The sequence below is a fragment of the Pseudomonas sp. SMV7 genome (genome assembly GCF_052041995.1).
Taxonomy (GTDB): domain Bacteria; phylum Pseudomonadota; class Gammaproteobacteria; order Pseudomonadales; family Pseudomonadaceae; genus Aquipseudomonas.
Window position 1 is genome coordinate 20,971 of record NZ_JBKGGT010000015.1, and the last position, 19,349, is coordinate 40,319.

The window sequence follows — 19,349 nt, forward strand, 5'->3', positions numbered from 1 at the left end:
CGTAAAGCCTGTTCGAACTCAGCGAGCCGCGTTGCGGTCAACCGCACATGCTGCCGTGGAGACACTCCGATGAGAGCCCGTTATCGCTGGCCGTTGTTCGGCCTGGCCAGCCTGATCGCGCTGTTGCTGGCGCTGCACCTGGCCCTGCCCTACCTGGTGCGCGACTACCTCAACGACAAACTGGCCGACATGGGCGACTACCGTGGCCAGGTGGCCGACGTCGACCTGGCCTGGTGGCGTGGTGCCTACCAGATCAACGGGTTGAAGATCGTCAAGACCACCGGCAATGTGCCGGTGCCGTTCCTCGACGCCCCGCTGATCGACCTGTCGGTGAGCTGGCACGCCCTGTGGTACGACCGTGCAGTGGTGGCCGAAGTGGTGTTCGACCGGCCCGAGCTGAACTTCGTCGACGGCGGCAACCAGCAGAACTCGCAGACCGGCCAGGGCACCGACTGGCGCCAGCAACTGGAAAAACTGCTGCCGATCACCCTCAACGAGGTACGCATCGACGATGGCGTGCTGACCTTCCGCAATTTCAATTCGAAGCCGCCGGTCAACCTCAAGGCCACCCAGCTGAACGCCAGTATCCGCAACCTCACCAACATCCGCGACGAACAAGGCCGACGCGACGCCAGTTTCGATGGCACGGCGCTGATGGTGGGCGATGCCAAGGTGGAAAGCCGCGCCACGTTCGACCCGTTCAGCAATTTCGACGACTTCGAGTTCCGCCTGCGCGCCACCGGTATCGAGCTGCGCAAGCTCAATGATTTTGCCAGTGCCTACGGCAAGTTCGACTTCAATGCCGGGCACGGCGACGTGGTGATAGAGGCCGAGGCCACCAATGGCCGCTTGAATGGCTACATCAAGCCGCTGCTGCGCGATGTGGATGTGTTCGACTGGCAGCAGGATGTCGAAGAAAAGGACAAAGGCTTCTTCCGCTCGGTCTGGGAGGCATTGGTGGGCGCGACCGAGACGGTATTGAAAAACCAGCCGAAGAACCAGTTCGCGACCCGCGTGGAATTGAGTGGCAGCGTACGCAAGCAGGACATCAGCGCCTTCGAGGCGTTCCTGCAGATCCTGCGCAACGGGTTTATCCAGGCATTCAATGCGCGCTATGAGCGTGACGCGCCGGATTCTGACCGAGGCTGAAGTGACGGGGCATTCAGGGACTGAATAGTCGGTCTGCGTTTCCAGTCGGCGAACCCCGCGTTATAGTCGGTGACAAATCGAAAACAGGTATTGGGCTTTTCGCGGGCACGCCCGCTCCCACAGGTAGCCCACAGCTCCGCAAGGTTGTGCAATGCCTGTGGGAGCGGGCGCGCCCGCGAAGAGGCCCTGACAGGCATACGGCAGAGGACAGACCCCATGAAGTTCGAAGGCACCCGCGACTACGTCGCCACAGACGACCTGAAACTGGCGGTAAACGCGGCCATCACCCTCGAACGCCCCTTGCTGGTCAAGGGCGAACCCGGCACCGGCAAGACCATGCTTGCCGAGCAGCTGGCCGCCTCGTTCGGCGCACGGCTGATCACCTGGCACATCAAGTCCACCACCAAGGCCCACCAGGGCCTGTACGAGTACGATGCGGTCAGCCGCCTGCGCGACTCGCAGCTGGGCGTGGACAAGGTCCACGACGTGCGCAACTACCTGAAGAAAGGCAAGCTCTGGGAAGCGTTCGAGGCCGAAGAGCGGGTGATCCTGCTGATCGATGAAATCGACAAGGCCGACATCGAGTTCCCCAACGACCTGCTGCAGGAACTCGACAAGATGGAGTTCTACGTCTACGAAATCGACGAGACCATCAAGGCGAAACAGCGCCCGATCATCATCATCACCTCCAACAACGAGAAGGAACTGCCGGACGCCTTCCTGCGCCGTTGCTTCTTCCACTACATCGCCTTCCCCGACCGCACCACCCTGCAGCAGATCGTCGACGTGCACTACCCCAACATCAGCCAGGCGCTGGTCAGCGAAGCGCTGGATGTGTTCTTCGACGTGCGCAAGGTGCCAGGCCTGAAGAAAAAACCGTCCACCTCCGAGCTGGTCGACTGGCTCAAGCTGCTGATGGCCGACAATATCGGTGAAGCGGTACTGCGCGAACGCGACCCGACCAAGGCCATCCCGCCGCTGGCCGGGGCCCTGGTGAAGAACGAGCAGGACGTACAGCTGCTCGAACGCCTGGCCTTCATGAGCCGGCGCGGCAACCGCTGACAGGAGCCGGGCCATGCTGCTCAACCTGTTCAATGAAATGCGCGCGGCCAAGGTGCCGGTGTCGGTGCGCGAACTGCTCGACCTGCACCAGGCCCTGCAGCAGCACGTGGTGTTCGCCGACATGGACGCGTTCTACTACCTCGCCCGCGCCATCCTGGTAAAGGACGAACGCCACTTCGACAAGTTCGACCGGGCCTTCGCGGCCTACTTCAAGGGCCTGGAGAACCTCGACCGGCACATCGAGGCGCTGATCCCCGACGATTGGCTGCGCAAGGAGTTCGAGCGTTCGCTGAGCGACGAGGAGCGCGCGCAGATCCAGTCGCTGGGTGGCCTGGACAAGCTGATCGAGGAGTTCAAGAAGCGCCTCGAAGAGCAGAAGGAACGCCACGCTGGCGGCAACAAGTGGATCGGCACCGGCGGCACCAGCCCGTTCGGCTCGGGCGGTTTCAACCCCGAGGGCATCCGCGTGGGCGAGGCCGGCAAGCGCCAGGGCAAGGCGGTGAAGGTGTGGGACCAGCGCGAGTACAAGAACCTTGACGACCGGGTCGAGCTGGGTACGCGCAACATCAAGCTGGCGTTGCGCCGGTTGCGCAAGTTCGCCCGCGAAGGCGCCGCCGAGGAGCTGGACATCGACGGCACCATCGACCACACCGCACGCGATGCCGGGCTGCTGAACATTCAGATGCGCCCCGAGCGGCGCAACACGGTCAAGCTGCTGTTGCTGTTCGACATCGGCGGTTCGATGGATGCCCACATCAAGGTTTGCGAAGAGCTGTTCTCGGCGTGCAAGACCGAGTTCAAGCACCTGGAGTACTACTACTTCCACAACTTCGTGTACGAGTCGGTGTGGAAGAACAACCTGCGCCGCACCTCGGAGCGGTATTCCACCTTCGACCTGCTGCACAAGTACGGCGATGACTACAAGGTGGTGTTCGTCGGCGACGCGGCCATGGCGCCCTACGAGATCACCCAGCCAGGTGGCAGCGTCGAGCACTGGAACGAGGAAGCCGGCTACGTGTGGATGCAGCGCTTCATGGAGAAATTCCGCAAGATCATCTGGATCAACCCGTACCCGAAGCAAGCCTGGGACTACACCGCATCGACCCATCTGGTGCGTGACCTGATCGAAGACAAGATGTACCCGCTGACCTTGCAGGGGTTGGAGGAAGGCATGCGTTACCTGTCCAAGTGATGTTGGCTGTAGCGGCCTCTTCGCGGGCGCGCCCGCTCCCACAGGGATGTGCGCCAAGCCCGAGGCCTGCGCCGAACCTGTGGGAGCGGGCATGCCCGCGAAAGGGCCAGCAGCCTTATCGCCAACGGCCCAGGTATGCCTGCTGCTCCCGCCAGGCCTCGTCCTGCACCACCGCCCTGAAGTGCACCGCTGCTCCCGGCATGCACTGTGCCAGCTGTGCCAGCGCCAGCGGCGTCAACGCCCCCAGCCGCGGATAGCCGCCAATGGTCTGCCGGTCATTGAGCAACACGATCGGCTGCCCGTCCGGCGGCACCTGCACCGCGCCCAGCGGGATGCCCTCGGAAATCATCGGCGCCCCCTGATGGACCAGCTGCGGCCCCAGCAGGCGAATGCCCATGCGGTCGGCGCGGCTGTCCAGCGTCCACGCGCGATTGAACGCCTCGAACAGGCTGGTACCGCTGAACTCGCCAATCTGCGCGCCCATCACCAGGTCGAGCACTGGCTTTCGCGGGTATTGCGGCCGCAGCGCTGGCGGCACCTCGCGCAGCGTCGTTGCGCTACCGGCGAAGGTCAGCAACTGGCCCTTGCCAAGCGCAGCCCCGCAGCCATCGATGCCGCCCAGTGCTTCGCGCACCACCGTGGCACAACTGCCCAGCACATCCTCGCCCAGGAACCCGCCCGGTGCAGCCAGGTAGGTCCGCACGCCCTGCTTTGGTTGTTTCAGGGTCAACCGCTGCCCCTTGCTCAACATAAAGCTGCGCCAGGGTGCCAGCGGCTGATCATCGACCTGCGCATCCAGGTCGGCACCGGCCAGGGCCAGCACGCAATCTTGCTCGGCGACCACACAGAAACCACCCAGCGCCACCTCGACCACCGGCGCCGCCAACGGGTTGCCCAGCAGCCAGTTGGCCCAGTACATCGCCACCCAGTCCAGCGCCCCGCCCTGGGTCACGCCCAGGTGGCGCACGCCGAAACGCCCGGCATCCTGCAACTGGCACAGCGGCGTACTGGCCTCGATCTGCAATTGCTTCATCCTTGCGCCTCCACATCACCGCCCAACGCCACGAACTCACTGCGCGAAACCGGCACGAAGCGCACCCGGTCGCCGGGTTGCAGCAGGCTGTAGCCCTCGCGCTCGCGGTCGAACAGACGCACCGGGGTACGCCCGATCAGGTTCCAACCACCTGGCGACAGCGCCGGATAGGCCGCCGTCTGGCGCTCGGCAATGCCGACACTGCCGGCCGCCACGCGCTTGCGCGGGGTACTCAGGCGCGGGCTGGCCAGGCATTCGTCGACCAGGCCCATGAAGCCGAAACCAGGGGCGAACCCCAGGGCGAACACCGGGTACTCACGCGCGCTGTGCAAACGGATCACCTCGGCTTCACTCAAGCCGCTGCGGGCCGCCAGCAGCGGCAGTTCCGGGCCGACGCTGGCGTCGTACCACACCGGGATCTCATGGCGGCGCCCCGCGCTGCCCGTGTCTGGCTGCACGCCTTCCAGCGCAGCAAGGATCAGCGCCCGCGCCGCCCCCGGTGGCAGGTCGAACTGCACCATCAGCGTGGTGTAGGACGGCACCAGGTCCAGCAGGTGCTCGCCGAACGCCGCGCGCAAGCGCTGGCTGGCGGCGAGCAGCCAGGGCATGTTGGCCTCGTCGATCCGTTCGAACAGGCGCACCATCAGGCTGTCGACGGCCACCACTTCGATCCGCGGGTTCATGGCGACTCCAGCGCTTCAAGGGCCTGGCGAATCTGCCGTACCGCCGCCACCGAGCTGTCGTTGTCGCCGTGCACGCAGAGGGTGCTGGCCTCCAGTTGCAGCGCGCTGCCGTCGTCGGCCACCAGCGTTTCGCCACGGGCAAGACGCACCGCCTGCGCCACCACCAATGCCGGGTCGTGGTGCACCGCACCGTGCAGGCGCCGCGACACCAGGTGGCCGCTGGCGGTGTAGGCACGGTCGGCGAACGCCTCGAACCACAATGGCACGCCAATTTCATCGCCCAGCGCCTGGGCCGCACGATTGTCGGCGGTGGCCATCAGCATCAGCGGCAGGTCATCACCGTAGGCCGCCACGGCCTCCAGCACGCTGCGCAGCTTGAGCGGGTCGGCCATCATGTCGTTGTACAGCGCACCATGGGGTTTCACATAGGCCACGCGGCCACCCTGCACCTTGCAGATACCGTCCAGCGCACCGATCTGGTAATGCAGCAGGTCGCGGATTTCCTCCGCGCTGCAGGCCAGGGAACGGCGACCGAAGCCGACCAGGTCGGGGTAGGCCGGGTGTGCGCCAACGGTGACCCCATGCTCCAGCGCCAGGGCCACGGTGCGGCGCATGATGCCAGGGTCGCCGGCGTGGTAGCCGCAGGCGATGTTGGCGCAATCGATAAACGGCATGACCTCGGCATCCAGGCCCATGCGCCAGCTGCCGAAACTCTCGCCCATGTCGCAGTTGAGTAGCAGGCGTTTCACCGCTCGGCCTCCCATGTGGTTGTTCATATGCCTACCTTACCGCGCCTGCAGCTGTTTGCCGCGGGTTTCCGGCAGGCTCAGCGCCGCCAGGATCACCACGCCGTAGGACACCGCGGAGAACACGCCGATGCCCAGGCCCAGCGGCACCTTCTGGCCGAGCACGCCGATCAGCAGCGGGAACAGCGCCGCCACGACCTTGCCGATGTTGTAGCAGAAGCCCTGCCCCGAACCGCGGATGCGCGTGGGGAACAGCTCGGTGAGGAACGCGCCCATGCCGCTGAAGATGCCCGAGGCGAAGAAGCCCAGCGGCAACCCCAGCCACAGCATCACGCCATCGCTGACCGGCATTTGCGTGTACAGCAGCACGATGACGAACGAGCCTACGGCGAACAGGATGAAGTTCTTCTTGCGCCCGAGCAGGTCGGACAAGTACGCGCTGACCACGTAACCGATGTAGGAACCGACAATGACCATGGCCAGGTAGCCACCGGTGCCCAGCACGCTCAGCCCGCGTTCGCTCTTGAGGAACGTCGGCAGCCACGAGGTGATGGCGTAGTAGCCGCCCAGCGCACCGGTGGTCAGCAGCGACGCGCGCACGGTGGTCCAGAGCATGCCCGGGGCGAAGATCTCGTAGAAGCGCGACGGCGCCTCGGCGTCTTGCACGGCCTTGGCCTCGCGATACACCTCGGGGTCCTTGACCAGGCGGCGCACGAAGATCACGAAGATCGCCGGCACCAGGCCCAACAGGAACAGCGCACGCCAGGCCTGCTCTGCCGGCAGCCAGGAAAACAGCAGCGCATAGAGAATGGCGGTGAGGCCCCAGCCCAGCGCCCAGCCGGACTGCACCATGCCCACCGCCTTGCCACGGTCCTGGGCACGGATCACCTCGCCGATCAGCACCGCGCCGGCGGTCCATTCGCCGCCGAAGCCAAAGCCCATCAGGGTGCGGGCGATCAGCAGCTGCTGGTAGTTCTGGGCGAAGCCGCAGAGGAAGGTGAAGAAGGCGAACCACAACACGGTCAGTTGCAGGGTGCGCACCCGGCCGATGCGGTCGGAGAGGATCCCGGCAATCCAGCCGCCGGCGGCCGAAGCGATCAGCGTGCTGGTGTGGATCAGCCCGGCCTCGGTGGTGCTGATGCCCCACAGCATGATCAGGGTGGGGATGACGAAGCTGAGCATCTGCGTGTCCATGCCATCCAGGCCATAGCCGATCTTGCAGCTCCAGAAGGTGCGTCGTTGCTGGGAATCGATGTCGCGGTACCAGGCGAATGGCCCGGTCGATGAGGAGGGACTGACCTGCTGCTGCACGCCGGTGGGGTTCATGGTTGCCTCGGCTTGTTGGTATTGTTTTACGGGCGACACAGGGTCGCGGCCTGGGCATCATTGTTCAGAGGCCGCGCCAACTGCGTCCAACGAGAAAAACCGCCGGTCTGGAACAAGAAAAACTGATCATGAACCTTCGCTTCCTCGAAACCTTCGTCTGGGTTGCCCGGCTCAAGAGCTTCCGCCTGACTGCGGAAAAGCTGTTCACCACCCAGGCCTCGGTGTCCAGCCGCATCGCTGCTCTGGAGGCCGACCTGGGGGTGAAGCTGCTGCTGCGCGACTCACGCGGGGTCAGCCTGACCCCAGAGGGCAGCAAGGTGCTGGAGTATGCCGAGCGCATGCTGGAAACCGCCAAGGCCATGAAGCAGTCACTGGACAGCGACCGGGCCAAGGTCGGGCGCATCCGCATCGGGGTGATGGACACGGTGATCCATACCTGGATGAGCGCGCTGGTGGCCGAGCTGAGCGAACGCTACCCGCAGGTGGAGATCGAACTGGTGGCCGACACCGCACTGAATCTGCGCGAGCAGTTGCAGAAGGGCTTTCTCGACGTGATCCTGCAGACCGACCTGGTGCGCGAGCAATCGATCCGCAGCCTCGACCTGGCGCGCTACCCGATGGGCTGGATCGTGGCGGCAGGCTCGCTGCAGCAGCGCGCCTATGCCTCGCTGGCCGAACTGGGGCGTGAGCGCATCATCACCTTCTCGAAGAACTCCCGGCCGCACCAGGAGGTGCTCAGCCTGCTGCAAGCTGCAGGTGCCGAAACGCCGCGGTTGAACTGCGTGAACTCGGTGGCGGCGATTACCCGCTTGCTGCGCGACGGCTTTGGCATTGGCGCGTTGCCACCGGCGCTGGTGGATGCCGAGTTGAGCCGTGGCGAGCTGGTGTTGCTGCGGGGACTGCAACCACCGCCGAGCCTGGAGCTGGTGGTGGCCTGGCAGACCGGAGTGGCGTTGGTGGATGAAGTGGTCGGGGTGTGCCGGCAGGTGCTGGAGCGATATGCGCGGGATGTGGGTGGGCAGCGCATAGTATTGGTCTGACTGATTGGCTTTGTCTGTGCCGGCCCTTTCGCGGGCTTGCCCGCTCCCACAAGTACTGCACAGTTCTCAAGGCCTGTGATGATCCTGTGGGAGCGGGCAAGCCCGCGAAAGGGCCGGCACAGACACAGCGGAGTCAGCGCCAGCTCTCTTTCACCGCCCTGCGCCGCCCACCCAGGATCACCCAGCCAATCGCCAGCAACAGGCTTTCGACCACGAAGGCCAGCACAAACCCTGCGCCGACGCCCCAGCCAACCGCCTCGGGCACCAGCAGGATCTGGTAGCTGTAGCCATTGAGGGTTTCTTCGCGCAACTGCGGGTCGGCCTGCACCAGCACGTGCCAGGTACGTTCGGCCCATGAACCTTGCAATGCCTGCCATTCGTTTTCCAGCAGTTCGTTACGGATCATCAGGCTTTCGATGCTGTTGGCGTCACTCAGGAATACCGGGTCGTCACTGCTGCGGTAGTGCCGCAACAGCGCCTGCAAGTCACCGTTGAAGAAGCGCTCGGCCGTCTGCCGGAAGCCATCCAGCGCCTCGCGCGACTCGAACAGGTGCGCCTCGACCCGCTGGCTGTAATCCTTGACCAGCCCCGGGACCTGAATGCCGGCCAGCAGGCCGAAGGTGAACAGCAGCAACCGCAGGTAACTTCTGAACATGCAGCGTCCTTAGCTCTGGCCGTGCGCCACGCATTCGCCGTGCCGCCACAAGGCCCATTGTCCCGGCGCGTAGCGCTGCCAGGTCTCGTTCTCGGTCAGGGCCTCGGTAGCGATGACCGTGACCACGTCGTTAGGGGTGGTTTCGGTGTGAAAATCGACGATCAGGTCGACATCCTTCAACCGCGCGGCACCAAAGGGTGCGCGCCGCGTGATGTGCACCAGCTTGGTCGAGCAGAAGCAGAACAACCAGTCGCCGTCGCTGAGCATGCAATTGAACACGCCAAGCGCCCGGTAGCCGGCACACGCTTCGACCAGCACCGGCAGCAGCTGTTCAACCGCAACCGGCTCAGGGAAGGTACTGCGAATGCGGTTGAGCAGGTCACAGAAGGCCGCTTCGCTGTCGGTGTCGCCCACGGGCCGGTAGAAACCGGCCTGGCCCTTGAAGTCACCCAACTGGCCATTGTGCGCGAAGCACCAGTTGCGGCCCCACATTTCGCGCACGAAGGGGTGGGTGTTGGCCAGGCATACCTTGCCGACGTTGGCCTGGCGAATGTGGCCGATGACCACTTCGCTCTTGATCGGGTAGCGCTGCACCAGGTTGGCCACTTCCGACTCGCTGCTGGCGGCCGGGTCCTGGAACAGGCGCAGGCCACGCCCTTCGTAGAAGCCGATGCCCCAGCCGTCGCGGTGCGGGCCGGTGCGGCCACCGCGCTGCATCAGGCCGGTGAAGCTGAAAACGATATCGGTGGGAACGTTGGCACTCATGCCCAGCAGTTCGCACATAGGCGGTTCTCCGCTTACAGACGGGGCTCGACCCGGCCACCGCCACGCAGGGCGGCAGGGCGTGGGTCGTCAAGGTAGCGGTCGCGGCGCTCGGCGGCCAACGGCGCCTGGGCCGCGAGTGCGTCATCTTCGGCAACCTGGCGCTGGGCCGCGGCCTCGGCCTGGGCGCGGCGCTCGCGGGCGCGCTTTTCCAGCGGCCAGCGCAGCGCCACGAAGAGGAAGTAGAGGCTGAAGGCGAACATGCCGTACATGGCAAAGTCCGACACCGCACGCCAGGCGTTGTTGCCGACCTTGAAGGCGATATCCAGCGCGGTGATGGCGATGGCCGGGGCGAAGCTGTCCTTGGCCGGGTCGACGATGGTCGGGGTCAGCAGCAGGACCGCCAGCACCACCCGCAACGGTTCGCGCAGCCAGCGCCACATCCAGCCGGTGAGTTTGAAGCCCACCAGCAGGCAGCCCAGGGCGGCCACCGCGTATAGGCCCCAGGCCAGGGTGTAGTCGTTCTCGGTCATGGTGTTCGTGCAAGCCAGGCAAAGAGATGCCTATGATAAACACTTTTCCGGGCGCAGACAGCGTCTCCCTGTCCCCAGCCAAGAGTTCCCCGATGCCGAACAAGCCTCAGCCACCCATCGCCCATGCCGACAACGCCACCGACCCCTATGCCTGGCTGCAACAGCGCGACAGCCCCGAGGTGCTGGCTTACCTGCAAGCCGAAAACGCCTATCAGGAAGCCTGCCTGGCCGACCAGGCAGTGCTGCGCGAGCAATTGTTCGAAGAGATCAAGGGCCGCATCCTGGAAACCGACCTGTCGCTGCCGACCCCCTGGGGCCCCTACCTCTACTACACCCGCACCACCGCCGGCGACGAGTACCCGCGCCACTACCGCTGCCCGCGCCCGGCCGACGACTCCAACACCGTCGATGAAAGCCAGGAGCAACTGCTGCTCGACCCCAATGCCCTGGCCAATGGCGGCTTCCTGTCACTGGGCGCGTTCAACGTCAGCCCCGACCACCGCCTGCTGGCCTACAGCCTCGACACCAGCGGCGATGAAATCTTCACCCTGTACGTCAAGGACCTGGCCAGTGGCAACGTCACCACCCTGCCCTTCGACGACTGTGACGGTAGCCTGACCTGGGCCAACGACAGCCAGACGCTGTTGTTTGCCGAACTGGACGACACCCACCGGCCTTGGCGCCTGCGCCGCCACACCTTGGGCAGCGAGGGTGCGCAGACCGTGTTCGAGGAGCCCGACGGGCGTTTCTTCCTGCACTGCTACCGCACCAGCTCCGAGCGCCAGCTGGTGCTGCTGCTCAACAGCAAGACCACCAGTGAAGCCTGGGTACTGGATGCCGAAACGCCGCTCGCGCCCTTCACCTGCCTGGCGCCGCGGGTCGAAGGCCACGAGTACTTCCCCGACCATGGCCAGCTCGACGGCCAGTGGCGCTGGTTCATCCGCACCAACCAGGACGGCATCAACTTCGCCCTGTACCACGCGCCGGCCACACCGGTGCCAAGCCGCGCGCAATGGCAGGTGCTGGTGCCGCACCGCGACGCGATCATGCTCGAAGGCCTCAGCCTGAATGCCACGGCACTGACCCTGAGCCTGCGCGAAGGCGGCCTGCCGATCATCGAGGTACGCCCCCAGGGCCTGCCGGCCTACCGTGTCGAGCTGCCCGATGCGGCCTACAGCCTGTACGTGCAGGACAGCCTGGAGTTCGCCAGCCCGCGCCTGCGCCTGCGCTACGAAGCCCTCAACCGCCCGGCCCAGGTGCGCCAGCTGGAACTGGCCACTGGCGCCCAGGTGGTGCTCAAGCAAACCCCGGTACTGGGGCCGTTCGACGCCGATGACTATGTCAGCGAGCGCCTGTGGGCCACGGCGGCGGATGGCACGCAGGTGCCGATCAGCCTGGTACGCCGGCGCCAGGACCTGGGCCAGACCGTGCCACTGTACCTGTATGGCTACGGCGCCTATGGCGAAAGCCTCGACCCGTGGTTCTCGCATGCGCGCCTGAGCCTGCTGCAGCGCGGTGTGGCCTTCGCCATTGCCCACGTGCGCGGCGGTGGCGAGCTGGGCGAAGCCTGGTACCGCGCCGGCAAGCAGGAGCACAAGCACAACACCTTTGGCGACTTCATCGCCTGTGCCGAGCACCTGATCGCCGAGGGCGTGACCGCCGCCGATCGCCTGGCCATCAGCGGCGGCAGCGCCGGTGGCCTGCTGATGGGCTCGGTGCTCAATCTGCGCCCCGAGCTGTTCCGTTGTGCCGTTGCCGAAGTGCCTTTCGTCGACGTGCTCAACACCATGCTCGACCCCGAGCTGCCGTTGACCGTGACCGAGTACGACGAATGGGGCAACCCTGCAGAGCCAGAGGTGTACGAGCGGATCAAGGCCTACGCGCCGTATGAGAACGTGAAGGCGCAGGCCTACCCGGCGATGCTGGTGGTGGCGGGCTACAACGACAGCCGCGTGCAGTACTGGGAAGCGGCCAAGTGGGTGGCGCGGCTACGCACGCACAAGACCGACAGCAACCTGCTGCTGCTCAAGACCGAGATGGGGGCCGGGCACGGCGGGATGAGCGGGCGCTACCAGGGGCTGAAGGATGTGGCCCTTGAGTATGCGTTCGTGTTCGGCGAGCTGGGTGTGGCGTAAAACCCAGGGTTGAGCGCCCGCGCCGATCCCTGTGGGAGCGGGCATGCCCGCGAAGAACTCAACGCGGTGGCTGGCACCGGCTTCGCCGCTGTTCGCGGGCACGCCCGCTCCCACAGGATCCGGTGCAGGCTGATTTTATTTAATCATCATCCACCGCCGGCTTCGGCGGCGCCTGCCGCAACCCCGGCAGGGGCTGGTCCTTCGGCGGCCCGGGTACCGGCATGGGCGGCAACAAGGGTGCCCCCGGCTGGCTGTCGTAGGCCTTGGGTGGCGTACTCGGGGTAATCTGCGGGTATGGCGTGGGCGTTGGAGTACCTGGCGCACCGGGCACCGGCGTGGTCAACCGGGGTGGCGTGCTGGCAGCTTCGGCCACAGGCAGGCCAGCCAGCACCAATACGGCAAGGATCGTGCGAAACATCAGCAACCTCCTGTCGGGAACCTTCCTACAGGCTACGCCGATATTCCGGTTTTCGCCTGTCCGCCAGCCGTGCAAGCGCGCTAGACTCAGGGGCATAACCGTCATTTGCCTGACCAGAACGAAGGAAACACCATGAGCTCCACCTCTTCCGCCGCCGCTACTGCGCGTCTGGACCGAATCCTGGCCGATGCCAAGCGTGACAAGGAAATGGGCTACCGCGACAAGGCCCTGAAAATGTACCCGCACGTGTGCGGCCGCTGCGCCCGCGAATTCTCCGGCAAGCGCCTGAGCGAACTGACCGTGCACCACCGCGACCACAACCACGACAACAACCCGCAGGACGGCTCCAACTGGGAGCTGCTGTGCCTGTATTGCCACGACAACGAGCATTCGCGCTACACCGACCAGCAGTACTTCAGCGAAGGCTCCACCAGCACCCCCAGCATCGCCAAGGCCACCCACAACCCGTTCGCCGGGTTGGCAGGCATGCTGAAGAAGGACTGACCATCGATTCGCCCCCCGCTGCTACCGGGCAGCCCGTATAATCGCGCTTTTTTGCGAAGGGCCCCGGTACGTGGCAAACAAACGATACAGCTGCATCGGCCTGTTCAACCCCAAATCGGCGGAAAACGTCGGTTCGGTCATGCGCGCCGCGGGTTGCTACGGTGTCAACTCGGTGTTCTATACCGGCAAACGCTACGAGCGCGCCCGTGACTTCGTCACCGATACCAAGCGCGTGCACTATGACATCCCGCTGATCGGCATCGACGACCTGCAACGCATCATCCCGCTGGGCTGCACGCCGGTGGCGGTGGAGCTGGTGGAAGGCGCCCGTCCGCTGCCCGATTACACCCACCCTGACCGGGCCATCTACATTTTCGGGCCGGAAGATGGCTCGCTGAGCGAGGATGTGCGGGGCTGGTGTGAAGAGACCATCTACATTCCGACCGAAGGTTGCATGAACCTGGCGGCGACAGTGAATGTGGTGCTGTATGACCGCATGGCCAAGGGGCTGAATACCCGTTCGGGGCCCAGGTTCAAATAACCGACTGAACGATGGCGGTGGCCGGCGGGTCAGCTGCTTACATGTCAGACGGAGGCCTCGCCATGCTGGATATTCATTCGCCTGCAACCTCGCAGGAGCACAACGTTCATGGGCTTGAGCGCGCCAGCTCGCTGGCGGGCGGCGCCTTGATGGTCAGCAAGGGGCTGCGCCACGGCGGCCTGGTCGGCTTGTTGCAGGTTGCCGTGGGCGGCCTGGCGCTGGCGCGCGGCTTCACCGGGCACTGCGCGACCAAGGCCTGGTGGCAGCGGCACCGCCAGGAATATCACCGTTTGCGCTCGGACATCGAGCGCAGTGCCTCTGAACTGCAGGCCTTGAAGGCCAGTGCCGAGGCGGCGACGCGCGGGGTGACGGTGACCGGGAAGGACCCGTTGGCTGGCAGTTGATCCTGCACTGCCTGTATTGGCCCTTTCGCGGGCGCGCCCGCTCCCACAGGTAGTGGATTGCCCCTGAGCCCTGCGCGGTCCTGTGGGAGCGGGCATGCCCGCAAAAGGGCCAACACAGGCAATGGAGAGGCCTAGCGCAACACCTTGCTCTGCAACACCTCCGACTGCCGCCCCAGCACGTTCTCGCTGATCTGCACAAAGTCTTCGGTGCTCACGCTTGGCAGGCGCATCAGCCCGCGCACCACATCGTCGAGCGAGCGCCTGGCCTGGGTGTGGATGCGAATTTCCGTGTCCAGCGCCTGCAGCAGCATTACCCCGCGCGCCACCTGCGCCGGGCTCGCATGCTTGCCCTTGAGGTGGGTGACCTTGGCGCCCTGCTTGCTCAAACGCGCCTGCCAGGCCTGGTAGCGGTCATCGCTTATCCCGCCCGAGCGACGCAGCAGCTCGCTGGCGTAGAAGTCGGTCAGGCTTTCCACCAGCCAGTCGTTGCCGTCACGGCCATGGACCTGCGCAAACAGTTGCACCACTTCGCGCAGCAACGGGCTGCTGCCATTCTCGCTGACCATCGGCCGGCCACTGTGCAGGTACACCGACCCGTGCGCGGCAGCCGCCCCGCGCCACATGCCGTCACGGGCGCCGACCAGCAGCAGCTTTGCCGGGTTACGCGGGAACAGCGCCTGCAATTGCGGCCAGACGAAGGTGAGCAAGGTCAGGCTGTCCATGCGCCGCATGCCCTGCCCTACCGGCGCGGCCACCGTCAGCTCGGTGTCGCCCAGGCGCGCGCGGCGGCTGCCCAGGTCGCCAGCGAGCATCCAGCCGGTCGGGCGATCGAACAGGCGCGATACGTTATCGATGCGGAACTTGTCCTTGCCGATGCGTGGCCAGGCGGTTTCGACGCCCTTCCAGCCCTCCGGCAGGTCGAATGCCAGGCGCGCCACCAGCTCGGTGCCGTCCTGCTGGTCGAGGTGCGCCGGCGGTACCAGCTGGTCGCCGAGGAACAGCGCCCACTGCGGGTTGAGGCGCGACGAATAGGCCCCGCCCCGCTTCTGCTCCAACTGCACGCGGTAGCTGAGGCTGGTCTTGCCGGCGGCCGGCTGCCAGACGCCACGCTGGCCCTGCGTCTGCCAGTGGCCATCCGCCTGGAAGCCGCTGTAGGCCCCGGCCTTGCCCAGGTCGAAATCCAGGCTGCGCACAGCACTGCCATCCGCCAAGGTAAGGCGAACTTCCGCCTGGCCACTGGCTGGCAGCAGGCGCACGTGGTAGTCCAGGTCGACCTTTTTCGCCCAGGCTGGCGAGCAGGCCACCAGGCCCAACAGCAACAACAGCTGGCAACGCATAGAGAAACTCCTTGTATCCCGTACAGCGGGCAGCGCCGGTCAGCTGGCGCGGAAAATCAGGTGGTCTTCCCAGTCGTCTTCGTGCACATCGTGCTCGCTGAGCATACGCCCCGCCTGGGAGATGCGCTGTTCATGCACCTGCTGGCGATCACCACAGACCAGGTGATGCCAGGCCGGCAGGTCCTTGCCCTCGCTGACCAGGCGGTAGCCGCAGGTGCTCGGCAGCCATTTGAACTGGTCGGCCTTGCCCGGGGTGAGCTGGATGCAATCAGGCACCTGGGCGAAGCGATTCGGGTAATCGCTGCACTGGCAGCTGTTCAGGTCCAGCAGCTTGCAGGCGATGCGTGTGTAGTAGACGCTATTGTCGTCCTCGTCCTCGAGCTTCTGCAGGCAGCACAGACCGCAGCCGTCACACAGCGACTCCCACTCTTGCGGGCTGAGTTGCTCCAGGGTCTTGCGCCGCCAGAACGGGGCGTTTTCAGCGTTCATGACACGGATATCCTGCATTCATCTTGGCGCCGCGGCGCGCGGCGGCGCCAGTCTAGAGCCTGGCCCTCGGCAAAGCCAGACCGCTTGTCAGTGGCGACGCGAGGCAGTAGCGTGCGGGTTTCCCGTCCGTTTGCAGGAGCCGCCATGAGCGCCAACCCTCGCATTGCCGATTACGCCATCAACGAACAATTCATCAACCGCTGGTCGCCACGCGCCTTTACCGCCGAGCCAATCAGCGAAGAAACCCTGCTGAGCTTCCTCGAAGCCGCCCGCTGGGCCCCGTCGGCGTACAACTCGCAGCCGTGGCGGTTCCTCTATGCCCGTCGCGACACGCCAAACTGGGAGCGCTACCTGAACCTGCTGGTACCGTTCAACCGCAGCTGGGCGCAGCACGCCTCGGCGTTGGTGCTGGTCATGTCCAAGACCACCTTTGCCGCCCCGGGCAGCACGGAAGAAAAGCCGGCGCTGTGGCATACCTTCGACACCGGTTCGGCCTGGGGGCACCTGGCCCTGCAAGCCAGCATCAGCGGCTGGCACACCCACGGCATGGCCGGTTTCGACCAGGCGCTGGCACGCCAGGAGCTGAAAGTGCCGGAAGGCTACGTGCTGCATGCCATGGTGGCGATCGGCAAGCTGGGCGACAAGGCCAGCCTGGACGAAGCCCTGCAGGCGCGCGAAGTGCCCAGCCCGCGCAAGCCGCTGAGCGAGCTGGCGGCCGAGGGTGATTTCAGCCTATAGGGCCTGCTTCTTGCTGTACGGCCTCTTCACCGGCTTACCCGCGAAGAGGCCGTCCAGGCATTACCAATCAGTAGCCCCGGGCAAAGTCCACTTCGCCCCGCAACCCCTGCCCCGCCGCATACGCCTGCAGATTCTCGACAAACAACCGCACCATCGCCGTCGGCGAGGTGGGCGCCGAGCTGTGCCCGGTCAGCAACAGGCCCCAGGCGGTCCAGAACGGGTGCTGCCTGGGCAGTGGCTCCTGGCGGCAGACATCGATCACCGCCCCGGCCAGGTGGCCGTCCTTCAACGCCGCGACCAGGTCGGCGTCGACCACCGCCGCACCCCGCCCGGCATTGATGAACAGCGCGCCGGGCTGGAAGCACTTGAACAGCGCCATGTCATACAGATCGTGGGTAGCCGGGGTGTCCGGCAGCAGGTTGAGCACATAGTCGACCTGGCCAACCAGGCGCGGCAGGTCGGCCAACGCGGCCACTTCGACGAACGGCACCTGTTCGCGCGCGCTGCTGGCGACACCGTACAGGACCACGCCAAACGGCTGCAGGAACTCGGCCACCCGCTGGCCAATGTCGCCGGTGCCGACGATCAGCACCTTGCGCCCTTCGAGGGTCCGCCCCGGGCGGTCGTCCCAACGCCGTTCGACCTGGCTGACCAGGCGCGACAGCACCTCGCGCTCGTGGCCCAGCATGTAGGTGAGCATGTACTCGGCCATTACCTGGCCGAAGATGCCCACCGCACGGGTCAGGCGATAGTCACGCGGCAGGCCCTCGGCCAGCAACGGGGTGATGCCGGCCCAGGTGGATTGCATCCAGTCCGGCTTGTGGCCCTGGCGCAACAGGCTGGCCAGCAGGTCCGGCTGGCCCAGCCACACCGGGCACTGTGGTGCCTGGCGGGCCAGTTCGGCGGAGTCGCCGCTGGTCAGCACTTCCAGTTCAGGCGCGGCGGCACGCAGGATTTCGGCGTAACGAGCATGATCATGCTCAGCAATCAGTACGCGCATGATCAGGCCGGGTCGTTACGGCGCAGCAACTCTTCGGGCAGGTGCTCGATGTAGTCGTCTTCGGGGGGCGGCATTTGCAGGTGGTAGCCCTGGGTGTCGAGGTTCTCCAGCACCTTGGCGATGTCTTCGCGGGCCAGCTTGCGCTCGGGGGTCAACACCAGGTCGAAGGCGTGCATGGGGGTACCGAAGAACGGCAGCAGGCCTTCGGGCACGCGTTGCAGGCCATCGGCCTTGAGCACGTACAGGTACATTTCGTTCTTGCGTGGGCTCTTGTAGATCGAGCAAATGCGTTTCATCGGGTCTCTCCGGCACCTGCCAGGCTATCCAGCAGGGCCTGGCCCATGCGCTCACGGCGCCAGCCGCGCAGCGAATCGGGCAGTTGATAAGGGCCATTGGGGTAGCCGCTCTTGAGCAGCGCTTCCAGGGCTTTCTTGCGCAGCATCAGCTCGGGGGCGATGCCCAGCCGCTCACCTTCGGCCTGGCCGATGGCACGCAACTGCTTGAGGATGCCGGCGGCCTCGATCGGCAGCGGCTCGGGCAAGGCTGGTGGCCACAGCTCGGGTGGCAGGCTGGCAGCACGCTTGATCAGCTGGACCAGGAACTCTCCGTCCTGGCGGATGGTGCGCGGGTGCATCTCGTCGATCTTGGCCAACGCCGACAGGTTGTTCGGCTGGCTCTTGGCCATGGGCCACAGCGAGTGCTCCTTGAGGATGCGATTGCGCGGCACATCGCGGTTGCGCGCTTCGCGTTCACGCCAGGCGCACAGTTCACGCAGCACCGCCAGTTGCTGGGGGGCCAGCTTCCAGGCCAGCTTGACGTCGCGGTACAGGCTTTCGGGCTCGACTTCGCGGCGCAGCTGGGCGACCAGCTCGGCGCCGTCTTCCAGCACCCAGGCGTACTTGTCCTCGGACAGGCGCGGGCGCAACACGCTGAACAGCTCGGCCAGGTGCACGGCATCTTCGGCAGCGTAGCTGACCTGGGTCTCGGAAAGTGGACGCTGCAGCCAGTCGGAGCGGGTTTCGCCCTTGGGCAGCTCGATGCCCAGCACGTCCTGCACCAGGCGCGAATAGCCCATGGAGAAGCCCAGGTTCAGGTAGCCGGCTGCCAACTGCGTGTCGAACAGCGGTTGTGGCAGCTTGCCGGTCAGGCGCAGCAGCACTTCGAGGTCTTCGCTGCAGGCATGCAGCACCTTGACCACACCGTTGTCCTCGAGCAGCTCGGCCAAGGGTTGCCAGTTACCGATCAGCAGCGGGTCGATCAGGAAGGCACGCTGGCCGTCGCCGATCTGGATCAGCCCGGCCTTGGGGTAGAAGGTGTCGACCCGCATGAATTCGGTGTCGACGGCGACGAAGGGCAGTTCGTGCCAGTTCCGGCAGTGTTCGGCCAGGCTCTGGTCGTCACGGATCCAGTGTATTTCGATGGCCACGAGGCTCTCCCACTAACATTGGCGCGCAGTATATACGGCGCGGGCACTGCTGGTGAAACCCGGGCCATCCTTGATATCGATCAGTGGTGCTGTTGTGCATACTCGGAAGATCGCGCGATCACTGTGGGAGCGGGCAAGCCCGCGAAGCAGGCACCACGGTGGATGGCACGGGCTTC

General features: G+C 65.5%; 22 protein-coding genes. 9 read left to right on the forward strand and 13 right to left on the reverse strand.

Translation table 11 applies throughout. From position 1 onward, the window contains the following. The first annotated feature begins 69 nt into the window (after positions 1–69). The 3 genes from ACLEJP_RS18055 to ACLEJP_RS18065 all read left to right on the forward strand — a co-directional run bounded on the left by ACLEJP_RS18055 (position 70) and on the right by ACLEJP_RS18065 (position 3,403). Complete coding sequence (locus tag ACLEJP_RS18055) at positions 70–1,149, forward strand: DUF748 domain-containing protein (RefSeq protein ID WP_440808514.1); 1,080 nt, start codon at positions 70–72, stop codon at positions 1,147–1,149. A gap of 216 nt (positions 1,150–1,365) precedes the next feature. Continuing rightward, positions 1,366–2,211, forward strand: coding sequence for an AAA family ATPase (locus ACLEJP_RS18060; protein ID WP_170031400.1), 846 nt, complete (start codon positions 1,366–1,368; stop codon positions 2,209–2,211). Positions 2,212–2,224: 13 nt separating this feature from the next. Further along, positions 2,225–3,403 carry a vWA domain-containing protein gene (locus ACLEJP_RS18065; protein ID WP_440808515.1) on the forward strand — a complete coding sequence of 393 codons (1,179 nt, stop codon included), beginning with the start codon at positions 2,225–2,227 and terminating at the stop codon, positions 3,401–3,403. 115 nt (positions 3,404–3,518) lie between these two features. On the opposite strand, the gene ACLEJP_RS18070 is transcribed toward ACLEJP_RS18065, so the two are convergent. Genes ACLEJP_RS18070 through ACLEJP_RS18085 form a run of 4 tightly spaced genes read right to left on the reverse strand, consistent with a single transcriptional unit; the run spans position 3,519 to position 7,191 of the window. Next, on the reverse strand, positions 3,519–4,436 hold the full coding sequence (locus ACLEJP_RS18070; RefSeq protein WP_440808517.1) for a biotin-dependent carboxyltransferase family protein: 918 nt from the start codon (positions 4,434–4,436) through the stop codon (positions 3,519–3,521). Next, positions 4,433–5,119, reverse strand: a complete 687-nt coding sequence (gene pxpB / locus ACLEJP_RS18075; protein ID WP_440808519.1) for a 5-oxoprolinase subunit PxpB — start codon at positions 5,117–5,119, stop codon at positions 4,433–4,435. Before pxpB ends, ACLEJP_RS18070 begins: the two co-directional genes overlap by 4 nt. Continuing rightward, positions 5,116–5,895, reverse strand: a complete 780-nt coding sequence (locus ACLEJP_RS18080) for a 5-oxoprolinase subunit PxpA (RefSeq protein WP_440808522.1) — start codon at positions 5,893–5,895, stop codon at positions 5,116–5,118. The genes pxpB and ACLEJP_RS18080 overlap by 4 nt, the downstream gene beginning before the upstream one ends. Before the next feature lie 9 nt (positions 5,896–5,904). Further along, positions 5,905–7,191: an MFS transporter gene (locus tag ACLEJP_RS18085; RefSeq protein WP_225778817.1), complete on the reverse strand. Its 1,287-nt coding sequence runs from the start codon at positions 7,189–7,191 to the stop codon at positions 5,905–5,907. A 128-nt stretch (positions 7,192–7,319) separates the two neighbouring features. On the opposite strand from ACLEJP_RS18085, the gene ACLEJP_RS18090 reads away from it, so the two are divergent. After that, on the forward strand, positions 7,320–8,231 hold the full coding sequence (locus ACLEJP_RS18090) for a LysR family transcriptional regulator (RefSeq protein ID WP_440808525.1): 912 nt from the start codon (positions 7,320–7,322) through the stop codon (positions 8,229–8,231). 133 nt (positions 8,232–8,364) lie between these two features. On the opposite strand, the gene ACLEJP_RS18095 is transcribed toward ACLEJP_RS18090, so the two are convergent. Genes ACLEJP_RS18095 through ACLEJP_RS18105 form a run of 3 tightly spaced genes read right to left on the reverse strand, consistent with a single transcriptional unit; the run spans position 8,365 to position 10,181 of the window. After that, positions 8,365–8,886: a DUF2937 family protein gene (locus ACLEJP_RS18095; RefSeq protein ID WP_440808527.1), complete on the reverse strand. Its 522-nt coding sequence runs from the start codon at positions 8,884–8,886 to the stop codon at positions 8,365–8,367. Positions 8,887–8,895: 9 nt separating this feature from the next. Further along, the gene (locus tag ACLEJP_RS18100; RefSeq protein WP_225778820.1) at positions 8,896–9,669 is read right to left on the reverse strand and encodes a class II glutamine amidotransferase; all 774 of its coding nucleotides are present in this window, start codon (positions 9,667–9,669) and stop codon (positions 8,896–8,898) included. A 14-nt stretch (positions 9,670–9,683) separates the two neighbouring features. Further along, a complete protein-coding gene (locus ACLEJP_RS18105) occupies positions 9,684–10,181 on the reverse strand; it encodes an MFS transporter (RefSeq protein ID WP_225778821.1) in 498 nt (165 codons plus the stop codon). A 92-nt stretch (positions 10,182–10,273) separates the two neighbouring features. Here ACLEJP_RS18105 and ACLEJP_RS18110 point away from each other — a divergent pair, with 92 nt between their 5' ends. Continuing rightward, positions 10,274–12,316 carry a S9 family peptidase gene (locus ACLEJP_RS18110; RefSeq protein ID WP_440808529.1) on the forward strand — a complete coding sequence of 681 codons (2,043 nt, stop codon included), beginning with the start codon at positions 10,274–10,276 and terminating at the stop codon, positions 12,314–12,316. 139 nt (positions 12,317–12,455) lie between these two features. On the opposite strand, the gene ACLEJP_RS18115 is transcribed toward ACLEJP_RS18110, so the two are convergent. Continuing rightward, positions 12,456–12,734: a hypothetical protein gene (locus tag ACLEJP_RS18115; protein WP_440808531.1), complete on the reverse strand. Its 279-nt coding sequence runs from the start codon at positions 12,732–12,734 to the stop codon at positions 12,456–12,458. 132 nt (positions 12,735–12,866) lie between these two features. Here ACLEJP_RS18115 and ACLEJP_RS18120 point away from each other — a divergent pair, with 132 nt between their 5' ends. The 3 genes from ACLEJP_RS18120 (at position 12,867) to ACLEJP_RS18130 (ending at position 14,183) form a co-directional block, all read left to right on the forward strand. Next, positions 12,867–13,238, forward strand: a complete 372-nt coding sequence (locus ACLEJP_RS18120) for a YajD family HNH nuclease (protein ID WP_003259546.1) — start codon at positions 12,867–12,869, stop codon at positions 13,236–13,238. Positions 13,239–13,308: 70 nt separating this feature from the next. Next, entirely contained in the window at positions 13,309–13,779 is a 471-nt protein-coding gene (locus ACLEJP_RS18125) for an RNA methyltransferase (RefSeq protein ID WP_440808534.1), read from the forward strand. A 62-nt stretch (positions 13,780–13,841) separates the two neighbouring features. Beyond that, the gene (locus tag ACLEJP_RS18130; protein WP_440808535.1) at positions 13,842–14,183 is read left to right on the forward strand and encodes a YgaP family membrane protein; all 342 of its coding nucleotides are present in this window, start codon (positions 13,842–13,844) and stop codon (positions 14,181–14,183) included. A 131-nt stretch (positions 14,184–14,314) separates the two neighbouring features. On the opposite strand, the gene ACLEJP_RS18135 is transcribed toward ACLEJP_RS18130, so the two are convergent. Continuing rightward, complete coding sequence (locus ACLEJP_RS18135) at positions 14,315–15,520, reverse strand: hypothetical protein (protein ID WP_440808537.1); 1,206 nt, start codon at positions 15,518–15,520, stop codon at positions 14,315–14,317. A 39-nt stretch (positions 15,521–15,559) separates the two neighbouring features. Continuing rightward, a complete protein-coding gene (locus ACLEJP_RS18140) occupies positions 15,560–16,009 on the reverse strand; it encodes a YcgN family cysteine cluster protein (protein WP_440808539.1) in 450 nt (149 codons plus the stop codon). A 144-nt stretch (positions 16,010–16,153) separates the two neighbouring features. On the opposite strand from ACLEJP_RS18140, the gene ACLEJP_RS18145 reads away from it, so the two are divergent. Continuing rightward, entirely contained in the window at positions 16,154–16,747 is a 594-nt protein-coding gene (locus ACLEJP_RS18145) for a nitroreductase family protein (RefSeq protein WP_440808541.1), read from the forward strand. A gap of 67 nt (positions 16,748–16,814) precedes the next feature. Here the strand turns inward: ACLEJP_RS18145 and ACLEJP_RS18150 are convergent, their stop codons facing one another. From ACLEJP_RS18150 to rnd, 3 genes are read right to left on the reverse strand one after another with little or no spacing between them, the layout of a single operon-like run. Then, on the reverse strand, positions 16,815–17,747 hold the full coding sequence (locus ACLEJP_RS18150) for a D-2-hydroxyacid dehydrogenase (protein WP_440808543.1): 933 nt from the start codon (positions 17,745–17,747) through the stop codon (positions 16,815–16,817). A gap of 2 nt (positions 17,748–17,749) precedes the next feature. Continuing rightward, entirely contained in the window at positions 17,750–18,043 is a 294-nt protein-coding gene (locus ACLEJP_RS18155) for a YcgL domain-containing protein (protein WP_289131074.1), read from the reverse strand. Next, positions 18,040–19,173: a ribonuclease D gene (gene rnd / locus ACLEJP_RS18160; protein WP_440808545.1), complete on the reverse strand. Its 1,134-nt coding sequence runs from the start codon at positions 19,171–19,173 to the stop codon at positions 18,040–18,042. Before rnd ends, ACLEJP_RS18155 begins: the two co-directional genes overlap by 4 nt. Positions 19,174–19,349 lie beyond the last annotated feature (176 nt).